An 11,097-nucleotide genomic window follows, 5' to 3' on the forward strand; every position below is an offset into this window, starting at 1 on the left:
GATCCCCCACTCCGGGGAGTGGGGGATCAGAAGTCAGTACCTGAGCCGAAGAAGTTTGGCGACAGAACCGGATCAGGTGAACAAAAGCCCCGCGGGGCTTCCGCATGCCTACAAGCAGTGACTTGAAGGATGGCACCATCATAACACCAGAACCAACTTGTGGTACACGTAGGACTAACGTGTCGGCGTGGGCGCTCACCGCTGAGCTGAGCCCACGGCCGCGCGTGCGCGTCGCCGTCGAAGACGTCGAGGGCACGACACTGAACCTCTACGCCTCCACCGCGGCGATCACCGGCCCTGCCCCCGCCGGACCGTGGGCAGTCATGCTCGCCGACCGCGACGGCCGATTCCACCTGATCGCATTCGACCTCGACGCGAAAGCAGGCTCGGCCGCGGCCGCCGAAGACGCCCGCACCATCTCCGAATACCTCACACGATTCGGCATCGAGCACGTGATTTGCGAGTCCGGGCCGACAGGCGGCCGCCACGTATGGATCGCGCTCGCAGAGCCCGCAGACGCGCAGCTCGTGAAAGACCTCGGCATCTCATTCGCACGCGCCTGCCCGAGCCTGGACCGCACGCCCATCAGCAACCCGTCGACGGGCTCAGTGCGGCCCCCAGGAGCACCCCACCGACTCGGCGGGCACTCCCGCGTGCTCAGCGGCGACGTCGCCGCTCTCACCACGCCCACGACCACCCCCGCGCAGCTCGTGCAGCTCGCTTCACAGCTCAACACCGACTACCCGACCGACAGCAGCGCCGCTGCCCGCTCGGAAGCCGGCCCGCTGCCCGTGGACGAGACCGGGCAGGTGTACCTCCCCGGCCCACGCCGGCCCCTGCCGGCCGGAAGCGCCGAAGCACTGGCCCAGGACGTCACCCGCGACACAGACGCCTCAGCAGTGCTCTGGCGCGTGCTCATCGGTGCCGCGGCCGCCAGGTGGCGCTACGCCGACGTCGCAGCACTCCTGCCCACCGCACCCGGCCTAGAGCACGCCCGCACCGAGCGTCGCAGCAAGGGCTCCGCACAGCGCCGCCCCCGCCCCTCGCACGGCTCGCACTCCTCACAAGGTGTTCTCCGCGCACAATGGACCCGCGCAGTGCGCCGCGTGGCCACGACGCCCCGCCAGGTCGGAGAAGACCCCACGTTCGAGCCCCGCGCCCAGGCGATCGCCGAGCACGTCGACCTGGTGCAGACCCGCGCTGACGCCTCCGTAGGACGCTGGACGCGCGGCGGCGGCCCCTCAGACCGCCGCATCCTCGATACCCTCTGCCTCCTCGCACTACAGGCCGTCAGCGGCTCTGTGGAGGCCGATACCCGCCGTCTTGGTGACCTAGCAGGCGTCGGCCGAGAAACCGCGCGCACTGCGCTTCTGCGCCTCGCGGAAAGCGGATGGATCACCCGCACTCTGGGCGCCGATGGCCCCAACGGAGCGCACTGGACTATCGACCCCCAAAACGCTATCCACAACCACTCGGACATTGCCCGGTCACAAGCGGGCGCACGCCCCGCAGGGGCGGCGGCCGCACACCGGGATCTACTCATCACGACCTTGACCACCCGACTGCAGCGCGCACGTCACGACGTCTTCACCTGCACTCGGGCTCTCGGACTCCACGCTGGAAACACCTATGCTCGGCTCTCCCTCCCCCTCACGCTCGAAGACGTCGCCCTGGCCACCGCTCAAACCATGCTCAGCGCTCAGCACACTCTCCACCGCCTCGCAGCTCACGGACTCGTGCACCTCACCCGCGCCGGCTGGACGTCGACAGACCCGGCCGAGCGCGACCGCGTAGCCGTGCAGCTCGGCGTCGACGGCCGCCTGGCTGCACGGGCCGACGCCTACACCGTCGAGCGCGTGCATTGGGGATGGTGGCAAGCAGAAGTGCTCAGACTCAGCAGCCCCGGCAAGAACGCGAACAAACGCCCAGCCCGACACGAACAGCAAGCATTCGTACTCGGCCGCGCATGGGATCGCTACCCCGCCTACCCCCGCACACCCGACGGCCGGCCCGATCACGACGCCGCCAAAATCGCCATCCGAACTGGCCTACTCCCCCAGTTCTACGAACTCGCCGCATAACTGCCCTGCACAGCTCCACCGCAACCAAAGCCCCATTCGAGGGCAAGTGATCGCTTGCGATCGCGCGGCAGCCCCACCGCACCCGTTGTCGTGCGCCAACACGTGGACGGCTGCACGCACCCGACCACCTGGTGACGACGACTGTTCGGCTCGCCCGCCGCACAATGGGCACAGCTCAGCTATCGCAGGGCTGACCTGCACCCAGTGTGGACGGCCGAGCATCGTCATGGTCGGCCGCAGGCCTCCCGCAGCTCGTCGAGCTGAACCGGCCGCGGCTGCGGCCGACGGCCGGCGACCGAGGCCGGCCGAGTTCGAGCAGGCCGCTGCGCGGCCGCACTCCCCCGCGCTGACGCGCTCATTCTTTTGCCGTTGATGCCTTCGGCAGCATAGCGACCGCTCTGCTTCACGCATCCGTCCGGTCACCCGCTGCGCGGCTTCCCTTGACGCGACGCTCTCGCCCGTCTCTCGCTGCGCTCGGCCGTGCGGGTGCGTCACTACGGTTGCGTTCCGCTGCCGCGCTCGCGCTGGCACAGGGTGCCATCAACGGCAAAAAGAAATCGAGGGAGAACCGGGAACACCCGACAAGCCCACCAAATAGAGGCATTATCCCTAATAGAGACAATGGAGACATTGACATGCTGACCATCACCCACACGCACGAAGCCGGAACCATCATCGAAGGCACCGAGCGCGGCGACGGCACCGCGCAGATCCTCAAGGCGAACGGGTGGCGCTGGGGTCGCAGCATCTCCGCCTGGTACGTGCCGCACAGCCGCGACCGCCTGCCCAAGGATTACGTCATCACCCGCACCGCCTCAGCGCTCGAAACCGCAGGCTACGCGCTGGCCCTCGAAATCGACCGCACCACCCGCAGCACCGGAGAAGTCGAAGCAGGCAAGGCCATGCGCCAGGCCAACCGCGCCGACGCGCTCGAAGCGAAGGCGCTGCGCAAGAGCGCCGACGCACAGCAGGCATGGAACCGGGCAGACGCGGCCGGTAACGCGCTCCCCGAGGGCGGCGAACCCATCAAGATCGGCCACCACTCCGAGCAGCGCCACCGCAACGCCATCGAGAAGGCGCACCGCCGCATGGGTCAGGCCATCGCAGCCGACGCCGAGGCCGAGGAAACCGCACGCCGCGCCCGCGTCGCAGCCGCCACCACGAGCGCCCGCTACAAGCCCGTGACCGTCGCGAACCGCATCGAGAAAATCACCGCCGACATTCGCCGAGTCGAGCGCAGCATCTCGGCCGACGTCTACGACCGCGAAACCGGCTACAAGCCCGCCACCGCAGAGCAGCGGGCCAAGCGCGCCGAGCACTACGCGCCCCAACTCGACGAGCTGCGCGACCAGCTCGCCTACTGGCAGCAGATCCGCGCCGACCAGATCGCCACCGGCCAGGCCACCAACTACAGCCGCGAGACCGTCAAGAAAGGCGACGCCGTGAAGATCCGCGGCACCTGGTCACTCGTGCAGCGCGCCAACCCCAAGACCGTGCGCATTCAAGTCGAAGCCGGATGGGATCTGGCCTACGCATGGGCCGAGGTGCAGGACCACCGCCCCGCCGCAGAATAGAGGCATTATCCCCAATGGAGGCAATAGGGGCCGCGCGCAGAGCGTGGCCCCAGCCGCACCCCGCCGGGGCGCGGCGCGAGGGTGCGGCCCCCTCGCGCTCCCCCAGCTCGAACCGACGGAGCGGCCCGAGCGAGACGCCGGCCGGCAAGCCGGCCGCAGTAGGCGCAAGCGCCCCATTTATTGCCGTGATGCCTTCGGCACTGTAGCAACCGCTCTGCTACGCGCATCCGTCCGGGCAGCCGCTGCGCGGCCTTCCTTGACGCGCCGGCCTCGCCCGTCTCTCGCTCCGCTCGGCCGCGCAGGGCCAGCACTACTCCTGCACTCCGCTGCCGCGCTCGCTGTGGCACTACGTGCCATCAACGGCAAAAAATGAGAGGGAGAGAACCCATGCAGAGCATCACCACTATCACCACGTTCGTGCCCGTCGTCGACGACACCGAGATTCAGCGGCAGTTGCGCAAGCTCGGCGAGCGCGAAGAAGACCTCGCCCACCACGCCCGCGCCGGATACACGCTCGCGCACACCGCAACCATCACCGGCCCAGACTTCACCACGTTCGTTGACACGCTCACCCGCGACAACGAAACCAGCAACTAATAGAGGCATTATCCCTAATAGAGACAATGGAGGCATTAGAGATGACGAACACCGATCAGCAGCAGGCCATCGAACGATTCATCGCCTACTGGGATGAAGGGATGGCCGCCGACCTCGCTCCCAGGCTCACATGCGGCGAAACCGAGGCGATCGCGGATCTGTTCACCGCACACGAGCGCCGCGACCTCGCGGCCGAGTGGATCAACCAGCACAGCTACACCGACGACTCAGGCGACAGCCACCACCGCAGCACAGGCCAGGGCATCCGCTACGAGCTAGCCACCATCACCGAATCAGTCGCCGTGGTCGAACTGAACGAGGAAGACCCCAGCGCATTCGGTGCCGGGCACCTGGTGCTCTACCGCGCCGACGACAAGACCCGCCGATTCGCGATCACCGAGCGCACCGACAAGCCCGAGGACGACGACACCCGCGAAGTCATCGGCTGGCACTGGTGCGCCGAGCGCTACCAAGCAGGAGGCTGGACCACCGACGCGGAAGGGGAGACGACCGACGACGACCTATCCGCACTCGTCGAGGCCGCCTGGACATGGGCCACCCGGTGAACCGAAACCGCGCCCCTCACGGGGCGCGGTGCGAGGGTGCGACCCCCTCGCACTCCCCCAGTTCGAGCCGACGGAGCGGCCCGAACATGACGACGGCCGGCAAGCCGGCCGCAGCAGGCGCAAGCGCCCAATTTATTGCCGTTGATGCCTTCGGCAGCATAGCGACCGCTCTGCTCCTCGCATCCGTCCGGTCGGCCGCTGCGCGGCCTTCCTTGACGCGACGCTCTCGCCCGTCTCTCGCTGCGCTCGGCCGTGCGGGTTCGTCACTACGGTTGCGTTCCGCTGCCGCGCTCGCGCTGGCACAGGGTGCCATCAACGGCAAAAAAATATGAGGGGTGAAGAGAGAATGAGCACCATGAACACCGACAGCCTGACGGTCTACACCAAGCCCGGATGCGTGCAGTGCACCGCGACGTACCGCGCACTCGACACAAATGGGATCCCGTACGACGTCATCGACCTCAGCGAGAACGACACCGCCACGGAGTACGTGAAGCAGCTCGGCTACCTCAGCGCCCCCGTTGTCGTCGTCAACGAGCACGAGCACTGGGGCGGGTTCCGAATCGACCTCACCGAACAGCTCGCCGCACGCCTCGCCGAGTAACCCCAGCCTTCAATAGAGGCATTATCCCTAATAGAGACAATGGAGACACCATGACTACACACGAGACCTTCGGTCCCACCATCGCCAGCTACACCCGAGCCCAGGCGCTCGATGACGGAGCGCTCGTCGACGTTACCCAGATGGCGCAAGACGCGCGATTCCGTGTACCCGTCGCGCTCACGCGAGCAGCGTGGGCCGAGGCGGTCGCGTGGGATGACGACAGGCCCGAGCCGCAGGATGAAAGCGGCCGGCTCTGGGATGTTCTCTACCTCGCAGGCCATGCCGCATCGAGAACGGCCGGCAGTAACCGCGTGACCTTCAAAGTGCTGCGTGTGCCCAACGAGAACCGCGGCCACGACTGGAACCAGCCCGAGCCGATCGAGCTGGCCCTGCACATCGGTCCCGGCGACAACGCAGAACCCGTCATCACCATCATGCTCCCGAACGAATCCTGAATCATTAATGCCTCTATTGTCCCTAATGGAGGCATTAGGTATAATAGAACTAACCAAACGACAGCCCATCGCGAGAGGAATGACCATGAGCTACATCACCCGCACCGGAAACCTCACCGAAGCCCCGACCCTTCGCCGCAACGACAAGGACACGCCGTACACCTACGCCCGCGTCGCCGTCTCCGACCGGCTCAGGGACAAGGACACCGGCGAATGGTACGACGGCCCCACGATCTTCTACTCCGTGAACGTGACCGGCCAGCAGGCGGAACAGCTCGTCGAGGCGGCCGAGATCTCCGGCAACATCCGCGTCACCTTCTCCGGCGATTACCGCGTCACCTCGTACAAGCCCGAGGGCGGCGAGGAGCGCGTGCAGCACGAGGTGCGAGCGGATGAGGTGGGAGTCAGTCTCCGAAACCAGCGCGTCACCGTTTCGAAGATCCGCCAGGGTGACTGACGAGCGCCCCCAGGGGAGGCCGCAACCCGCGGTCCTCCCAATAAATAGGGCTAATAGAGGCATTAGACCTATTAGGTACAATAGAGGCATTAGAGATAGAGAGTTGGAACCCATGAGCGCAACCCGTGAGGCCGTCATCCTGACCGCCTGCAACCAGAAAGGCGGCGTGGGCAAATCAACCACGCTGTACCACCTCACCCGCGCCGCGGTGATCGCCGGTCTGCGCGTGCTCGTCGTCGACGCCGACCCGCAGGGCAATATCACCCAAGTGCTCACCGAGGGAGTCGGGGAGGAAGAACCCGGCCTCGCTGACGTGCTCAGCGAATACGCCAGCGAAACCCTCGAAGATGTCATCGTGCCGGCAATCTGGGAAGGCGTCGACGTCGTGCCCACCACAGGCGAAACACTCGGCGTCGTCCGTGACCAGCTCGTCGTCGCCGGAGCCGGCCGCGAGGCCCGCATGCGGAAGGTGCTAGAGCCCGTACGCGGCCGCTACGACCTGATCTTGATCGACTGCGGACCAAACCTCGATCAGCTCGTCATCAACGCTCTCACGGCCGCTGACGGCGCTCTCGTGGTCACTCAGACCAAGCTCTGGTCAGCAAACGGCCTCGCAAAGCTGCTCGATACCGTTACCGCGGTCACCCAGAGCTACAACCCCCGCTTGCGCGTCGCAGGAATCGTGCTCAACCAGCACGAGGCGCGCACCATCGGCGGCGGCCACTGGGCCGAGGAAATCACGGCCGCAGCGGAAGCCCGAGGCCTGCCGCTGCTCGCGCCGCCAGTGCCCAAGCGCCAGGCGATCGCCGACGCCACCGAAGAATCACGTGGCCTCGATGAAGGCGACAACGATGCACGCGAACTTGCGAAGATCTACGCCGGCTACCTGGCCGAGCTGACCGGAAGGAACGAACGATGAGCACTGAACGCAAGAGGCGCACATCGAGCCTGGCAGGGCTCACGCCAGTAACCGCACCGCCGACCCCAGAGCCGGCGGCCGAGGCTCCTGCAGTCCAGGCACCCGCAGCGCCCCGCCCGCGGCCGAAAGCGCAGGGCTCAAAGGGAAGCCGCAAGATGAACTACTACGCGGATGAAGACCAACAGGGCCGCATCCGCGCCGCCTACTACGCCGGTCGCGACACGTACGGATGGCAAACCCTCACCGACATGCAGAATCAGATCATCATGCAGCACGTGGAACAGCTAGAGCGCGAGTTCAACGGGGGAGTCCCGTTCGAACCCGTGCACCCCGGCTCCATCTCCCGAGGCCGCCCCCTCGAATAACGGCCTACTGTTCGATATCCGCGAAAGGATGACGCGATGAACACCGATACCGGCTTCGAGGCACGCTGGCCAGAGCTGTTCGAGCCCCTCACGCCGCAGCAGCTGGGACAAGCCATCGGAGCGTGCTGGTACGTACTCAAAGACGGCTTCCCGCTCACCAAGGAAACCGTGCAGCGCATCACCACATTGCTCGTCGACGATCCCCAACAGGTCGCAATCCTCTACGCCCCGTACACCGAGGCCGAGGACGCGAAATATGAGGATCTGGCCGAGCGCGCGGAGCGCGGCGAACTTAGGTCGATACCAGGCACAGCACGGCGCGGCCCAAAAGCTGCCGAGGACGCGCAGGGACTCCTGAGGGAAGCCGGCTACGATCCCACAACGAAGGATTGACAGGCCAATGGCTTTCAACGAAGAAACACGACAACTCGAAATCGACCGCGAAGTCGAATCGTTGACACGAACGCTCGCTCACTCGACGCGCACCGTTCCCAATCCGAGCGGGCCTGCCTTCCACCGAGGACTGGCGCGCAACACGCGAAAACCGGTACCGCTCCGAGAGCGAACAACGTGATGCGTGGCGAAATTCCATCATCAGCGCATAATCCACCACACAACGCAAAGCGGCCCCCCGGAAGAACTCGGGGGCCGCTTTGCGTTGTGTATACGGTTGAGAAAAACAGAAAAGCATCGGCCTACACAGAAGCTAGTTCAAACGGGTAGCGCCTATCGTGACTCGGCGACGACCCGCACAGTGACCAGCTCCTCAGGAAGCGTCGATAGCTGCTCCGACAGCTCGGGGACTTCCCGAGCCAGCATCACTGTATAGGCGAAGTCTCCTGATGCTGACACTCCACCGCCGGTCTCTATAATGTCGGCATCGTCGAGTGCTGTGAGTAGCTTTCCGGCTTCTTCGATGTCATCGTTTCCCCAGCGAGCGCGCCTCACGGTGCAGTGTTTCTCGTGTCCGCAAGATTGAATGAAGGCTGTTGTGCTTTCCAGGTCTTGGGTGACGACGACCGTGATGACACCGGTTGGGAGCTTGATCGGTTGCACGGCTGTGACTGCGACTTGTTCGCGGAGTTCTTCTCCGAGTGCTTCAAGGGCCGTTATGTCCGCGTCAGTGGCGGGTTGGAGCTTCTGAGCGTCTACGAGGCCGGACACTTCATCGACGAGGCTCTGGTACCCCGAAATGATCGTTTGTTGAAGGTCTTGCTTGCCGTCTGCGCTCACTGTCGTTTTCCCTTCGGTCGGTTTCGGCGTATTCTCAAGCGGGATACATAGCGGCCCTAATCTCGGCTTTTGTCAGGCTGTAAGTAACGATTGCTCTTACAAGCGTCAAGGTAGCTCGGTGGCACTCTTAGTCGAAAGGCGAATGTCCATGTTTAGTTTGATGTCGAGACAAACGAGTGGCGGGCCGGTGCATTGGGGGATGCACCGAACCGCCACTCGGGTCTATTTAAGTGAGGGTTAGTTCGTTGCGAATCTCCTTCGTGCCAGCAGCAGCGTGCCACCGATGAGCAGCAGGACTGCCAGTGCCGCTGCGCCCATCATGACCTGAGTGCCCGTAATCGGCAGATCACTGCCGGGATCGTGTACGGTGGGCACTTCGACCAATGATGGCGGTGCTTCCACCACGCCACCACCGGGTGGGGTACCTGCCGCAATCGCTTCATTGGTCAGGGGTTCACCGGTGAGATCGGCAAGGACCACTTCATACTTCGCCGTGAAGGTCGCCGTCTCGCCCGGGGCGAGGTTGTCGATCGAAGCGGGCATGATCGGACCCATGCGTCCTGCACCAGAGAACGCGGTCTCTTCGGGTGCAACATCAGTCAGCGTGACGTTGCCCGTGTTCGTAACCACGAAGGTGTAGGTGACAATATCTCCGACTTCACGTACCTCGTCGACGTCAGCTGTCTTCACGATCGACAGGCCCGGATCCGCAGGCGTGAGGACTACCACGTCCGAGGGTGGCGGCGGGGGAACGTCGCCACCACCGGGCGGGGTGCCCGTAGCGGTTGCGGAGTTCGTGATCGAACCCGCGTCCACATCGGCCTGTGTGACGGTGTACTTCGCGGTGAAGGTCGCGTTCTCGCCCGGTGCCAGGGTTGCTGACTCGGGATCGAATGCACCCAGCTCACCGGTACCGGAGAACTCGCCTTCCACGGGCACCACGTCGGTCAACGTGACGTTGCCCGTGTTGGTGACCAGGAAGGAGTAGGTGATGACATCACCAGCGACCGTGACTTCCTCCACGTCGGAGGACTTCACGATCGACAGGCCCGGATCCGCAGGCGTCGGGATCTCGACGTCCGAGGGTGGCGGCTCCACCGGGTCACCCGAGGGCGGGGTACCGGTACCGGTTGCGGAGTTCGTGACCGAACCCGCGTCGATATCGGCCTGCGTCAGCGTGTACTCAGCCGTAAACGTCGCCTGCTCACCCGGAGCCAATGACTCCACCGAAGCTGGCGTGATCGGACCAAGCTCACCGGTACCGGAGAACTCAGCCTCGATTGGGGCGACATCGGTCAGAGTCACGTTGCCCGTGTTCGTCATCACGAAGGTGTACGTCACGACCTCACCAGACCGGAAGTTATCCGGGTCGGTCATGTCTGCGGACTTCATGATCGACAGGCTCGGATCCGCAGGCGTGAGGACTACCACGTCCGAGGGTGGCGGCGGGGGAACGTCGCCACCACCGGGCGGGGTGCCCGTAGCGGTTGCGGAGTTCGTGATCGAACCCGCGTCCACATCGGCCTGTGTGACGGTGTACTTCGCGGTGAAGGTCGCGTTCTCGCCCGGTGCCAGGGTTGCTGACTCGGGATCGAATGCGCCCAGCTCACCGGTACCGGAGAACTCGCCTTCCACGGGCACCACGTCGGTCAACGTGACGTTGCCCGTGTTGGTGACCAGGAAGGAGTAGGTGATGACATCACCAGCGGCCGTGACTTCCTCCACGTCGGAGGACTTCACGATCGACAGGCCCGGATCCGCAGGCGTGAGAACTACCACGTCCGAGGGTGGCGGCGGGGGAACGTCGCCACCCTCGGGCGGGGTGCCCGTAGCGGTTGCGGAGTTCGTGATCGAACCCGCGTCCACATCGGCCTGTGTGACGGTGTACTTCGCGGTGAAGGTCGCGTTCTCGCCCGGTGCCAGGGTTGCTGACTCGGGATCGAATGCACCCAGCTCACCGGTACCGGAGAACTCGCCTTCCACGGGCACCACGTCGGTCAACGTGACGTTGCCCGTGTTGGTGACCAGGAAGGAGTAGGTGATGACATCACCAGCGGCCGTGACTTCCTCCACGTCGGAGGACTTCACGATCGACAGGCCCGGATCCGCAGGCGTGAGAACTACCACGTCCGAGGGTGGCGGCGGGGGAACGTCGCCACCACCGGGCGGGGTGCCCGTAGCGGTTGCGGAGTTCGTGATCGAACCCGCGTCCACATCGGCCTGTGTGACGGTGTACTTCGCGGTGA

General features: G+C 65.1%; 12 protein-coding genes. 10 read left to right on the forward strand and 2 right to left on the reverse strand.

Annotated features, from left to right (window positions below; all coding sequences use genetic code 11):
- Positions 1-179 precede the first annotated feature (179 nt).
- From B4915_RS00955 to B4915_RS01000, 10 genes are all read left to right on the forward strand, one after another.
- Entirely contained in the window at positions 180-2,081 is a 1,902-nt protein-coding gene (locus B4915_RS00955; protein ID WP_146119989.1) for a hypothetical protein, read from the forward strand.
- 635 nt (positions 2,082-2,716) lie between these two features.
- Positions 2,717-3,655 carry a DUF3560 domain-containing protein gene (locus B4915_RS00960; RefSeq protein ID WP_105803989.1) on the forward strand — a complete coding sequence of 313 codons (939 nt, stop codon included), beginning with the start codon at positions 2,717-2,719 and terminating at the stop codon, positions 3,653-3,655.
- Positions 3,656-4,042: 387 nt separating this feature from the next.
- Positions 4,043-4,252, forward strand: coding sequence for a hypothetical protein (locus B4915_RS00965; RefSeq protein ID WP_105803990.1), 210 nt, complete (start codon positions 4,043-4,045; stop codon positions 4,250-4,252).
- A gap of 41 nt (positions 4,253-4,293) precedes the next feature.
- Entirely contained in the window at positions 4,294-4,818 is a 525-nt protein-coding gene (locus B4915_RS00970) for a hypothetical protein (protein WP_105803991.1), read from the forward strand.
- Positions 4,819-5,173: 355 nt separating this feature from the next.
- Positions 5,174-5,422, forward strand: coding sequence for a glutaredoxin-like protein NrdH (gene nrdH, locus B4915_RS00975; protein WP_245907279.1), 249 nt, complete (start codon positions 5,174-5,176; stop codon positions 5,420-5,422).
- Between the two features lie 50 nt (positions 5,423-5,472).
- Positions 5,473-5,877, forward strand: coding sequence for a DUF6573 family protein (locus B4915_RS00980; protein WP_105803993.1), 405 nt, complete (start codon positions 5,473-5,475; stop codon positions 5,875-5,877).
- Positions 5,878-5,962: 85 nt separating this feature from the next.
- Entirely contained in the window at positions 5,963-6,334 is a 372-nt protein-coding gene (locus tag B4915_RS00985; protein WP_105803994.1) for a single-stranded DNA-binding protein, read from the forward strand.
- 112 nt (positions 6,335-6,446) lie between these two features.
- Positions 6,447-7,253, forward strand: coding sequence for a ParA family protein (locus B4915_RS00990; protein WP_105803995.1), 807 nt, complete (start codon positions 6,447-6,449; stop codon positions 7,251-7,253).
- Complete coding sequence (locus B4915_RS14330) at positions 7,250-7,618, forward strand: hypothetical protein (protein WP_146119990.1); 369 nt, start codon at positions 7,250-7,252, stop codon at positions 7,616-7,618. The genes B4915_RS00990 and B4915_RS14330 overlap by 4 nt, the downstream gene beginning before the upstream one ends.
- Positions 7,619-7,654: 36 nt before the next feature.
- Positions 7,655-8,011 (forward strand): hypothetical protein, encoded by a 357-nt coding sequence (locus tag B4915_RS01000; RefSeq protein ID WP_105803997.1) that lies wholly within the window; start codon positions 7,655-7,657, stop codon positions 8,009-8,011.
- Between the two features lie 333 nt (positions 8,012-8,344).
- Here B4915_RS01000 and B4915_RS14335 read toward each other — a convergent pair whose 3' ends face one another.
- Positions 8,345-8,851, reverse strand: coding sequence for a hypothetical protein (locus tag B4915_RS14335; RefSeq protein ID WP_146119991.1), 507 nt, complete (start codon positions 8,849-8,851; stop codon positions 8,345-8,347).
- Positions 8,852-9,088: 237 nt separating this feature from the next.
- A partial coding sequence (locus B4915_RS01010; RefSeq protein ID WP_146119992.1) for a DUF7507 domain-containing protein occupies positions 9,089-11,097 on the reverse strand: 2,009 nt, incomplete at its 5' end.

It is taken from the genome of Leucobacter massiliensis (assembly GCF_002982315.1).
Lineage (GTDB): Bacteria > Actinomycetota > Actinomycetes > Actinomycetales > Microbacteriaceae > Leucobacter > Leucobacter massiliensis.

Excerpts from the sequence above, each read along its gene's own strand:
- B4915_RS00960 (WP_105803989.1), top strand. The coding sequence starts at position 2,717 with ATGCTGACCATCACCCACACGCACGAAGCCGGAACCATCATCGAAGGC.
- B4915_RS00965 (WP_105803990.1), top strand. The coding sequence starts at position 4,043 with ATGCAGAGCATCACCACTATCACCACGTTCGTGCCCGTCGTCGACGAC.
- B4915_RS00970 (WP_105803991.1), top strand. The coding sequence starts at position 4,294 with ATGACGAACACCGATCAGCAGCAGGCCATCGAACGATTCATCGCCTAC.
- nrdH (WP_245907279.1), top strand. The coding sequence starts at position 5,174 with ATGAACACCGACAGCCTGACGGTCTACACCAAGCCCGGATGCGTGCAG.
- B4915_RS00980 (WP_105803993.1), top strand. The coding sequence starts at position 5,473 with ATGACTACACACGAGACCTTCGGTCCCACCATCGCCAGCTACACCCGA.
- B4915_RS00985 (WP_105803994.1), top strand. The coding sequence starts at position 5,963 with ATGAGCTACATCACCCGCACCGGAAACCTCACCGAAGCCCCGACCCTT.
- B4915_RS00990 (WP_105803995.1), top strand. The coding sequence starts at position 6,447 with ATGAGCGCAACCCGTGAGGCCGTCATCCTGACCGCCTGCAACCAGAAA.
- B4915_RS14330 (WP_146119990.1), top strand. The coding sequence starts at position 7,250 with ATGAGCACTGAACGCAAGAGGCGCACATCGAGCCTGGCAGGGCTCACG.
- B4915_RS01000 (WP_105803997.1), top strand. The coding sequence starts at position 7,655 with ATGAACACCGATACCGGCTTCGAGGCACGCTGGCCAGAGCTGTTCGAG.